The organism is Desulforamulus profundi (assembly GCF_002607855.1).
Genome location: NZ_AWQQ01000078.1, coordinates 1 through 2,213, shown reverse-complemented (window position 1 = coordinate 2,213; position 2,213 = coordinate 1). Strand labels below are relative to the sequence as shown.

3 protein-coding genes are annotated in these 2,213 nt (G+C 42.7%); 2 read left to right on the top strand and 1 reads right to left on the bottom strand.

The window, feature by feature from the left end:
- Positions 1 to 395: 395 nt before the first annotated feature.
- Positions 396 to 539: a hypothetical protein gene (locus P378_RS19675; protein ID WP_180261090.1), complete on the top strand. Its 144-nt coding sequence runs from the start codon at positions 396 to 398 to the stop codon at positions 537 to 539.
- Positions 540 to 641: 102 nt separating this feature from the next.
- Entirely contained in the window at positions 642 to 1,199 is a 558-nt protein-coding gene (locus P378_RS12270) for a Uma2 family endonuclease (RefSeq protein ID WP_099083451.1), read from the top strand.
- A 530-nt stretch (positions 1,200 to 1,729) separates the two neighbouring features.
- On the opposite strand, the gene P378_RS12265 is transcribed toward P378_RS12270, so the two are convergent.
- Positions 1,730 to 2,213 (bottom strand): ATP-binding protein (locus P378_RS12265; protein WP_099083450.1); only part of this gene is annotated, 484 nt, incomplete at its 5' end.

Sequence of the window (2,213 nt, the reverse complement as noted above, 5' to 3'; positions counted from 1 at the left end):
TCACGACGGCTATAAATTTTCCTGCCATCAAGTATCATTGCTTGCCTTCTGCAGCGTAATACGGTAGGATGAGTATACACAGCAGTTCCCCCTTATTATGTTGGTGTGGTAACTATCATTATAAGGGGAGCACTGTGGATACTCAACCATCTGGGGCAAGCCCGGGTGGTTGATTTATTTCCCAGCCTATTCCATTTTGTCAACCCATACCCAACTTAACACACATTAACCAACTGTGCCGCGTTGGCGTTCTGCATCAGGCTAGGATTCTACCGATCATACTTTCCTCAATTACGTCACTGTTCCGTCGCTTGGCATCATAAAGGGCTTGACTGCAAAGGCTGTTAATCAATCGGGGTATCCCCTTCGACGAGAAAAAGCGGGAGTCCTTTGTGGTGGGCGTGGTCATGGATGTTTACCGGGATGACACCATCGACGAGGAGTATTATAACAATAAAGATTGGTATCCTGTTCTGGAAGCTATGTTGAGACATAGAAAAAGATTGGAACAGGAAAGTTATGAATTTGACATTTCTTAGGAAAATGAGTAAGGGCAGTCCCCCGGCGCGTTTAGTGATGATTACTGGACTAAGGCTGAGGAAAGAAATATAATAAATTAAAGACCTTTAAGGGGTGAGCTTATGGCAGTGGTTTTATCGGACAGGATTTACACTGTTGAAGACTATATGAAGTTGGATGACGGTCAACGATACGAATTAATCGGGGGAAATTTGATTATGGTACCATCGCCAAGCACTAATCATCAGCGAATTACCGGGAAAATATACAGGCTGCTCTCTGATTTTGCGGAAAAAAAGCAACTTGGGGAAGTTTTTGATGCGCCTATGGATGTTGTGTTAGACAACCAGGTAATTCAACCAGATATTCTTTATATTTCAAAGGATAAATCTTCAATTATTGGGGAGCTAAACATCCAGGGGGCACCGGATCTGGTGGTTGAGGTATTATCCCCGTCTACTGCCACCTATGATAGAAAGAAAAAAAGCCGGTTATACTTTAAACACGGGGTAAAGGAATACTGGCTGGTAGACCCGGATGTCAAGTTTGTTGATGTTTATGTGGCAGGTGAAAAGGAATGGCTTTGGATAGGTGCCTTTGATCAGGAGGATGTTTTAACCACAGCACTTTTACCGGGTTTGGAAATAAGCCTGGCAGAAGTTTTTAAGGGATTGAAATAATGTAAAGCCAACAGATGCCCGGATACTGTCCGGGCAATGTGCTTAAAACAAACCGCATTTAACTTATTCGTTTTACAGCCCACAAGGAAGAGAGAATCCTTAACTCAAAGCCGACTAGAAATCAGTTCTAGCCGGCTTTTATTTTTATATTTAAACAACACCTTGAAACGTACAAATGTTCAATACAGTTAGTTCTTTAATGGATAAATAAATGATGTGATCAAGCGATACACCGGACAAATTCCAGTGTATTTTAATTATGTTCGACATAATTTTTAAACTTTCCCTAATTAATGGTGTTAAAATGCTGTTATTACAATTTAAATTTAAAAACATTGAATTTAAGCACATTAATTAGATAACTGAATATTTCGGTGCGCGAGTGCACGTTAACCGTTTGACGTTGTGCACACCTTCCGCTGATTTTGGGCATAGGTTTCGTTACAACTGATCACGGTAGCTAGAGGATAGTATCTTAATTTGGAATCCTGGTGCCGGTTGCCCCGACACCAGTTCCCCAAAAGACAGATCTATTCCATAATACCCTTTCTCTTGCGCATGGAGTCTCCTTCAATCATAATTCTGTAAGAGTCGTGGACTATTCTGTCGCAGATAGCGTCTGCAAGCGTCGGCTCACCGATTTTAAGATGCCAGCCGGCAACATCAAATTGGGAGCAGAAAATGGTGGAGGCTTTTTTATGCCTTGCCTCGACGATTTCAAGCAGATCCCGCGCTTCACTCTCTTTGAGAGGAAATAGCAGCCACTCATCTAAAATCAATAATTTCACTTGCTTGTACTGCTTGATAACCTTGCGGTAGGTTCCTTCGCCGCGGGCGATTGCCAACTCGCTCAGCAGATCTGGTAATCTCACATATTTCACGGTGTAGAAGTTACGGCTGGCCGCCATTCCGAAGGCATTAGAGAGGTAGGTTTTGCCACTTCCTGTCGCCCCGAGAATGACTACATTGTGATATTCCTGGATGTAGTTGCAGGTAGCCAGTCTGATTATCTGT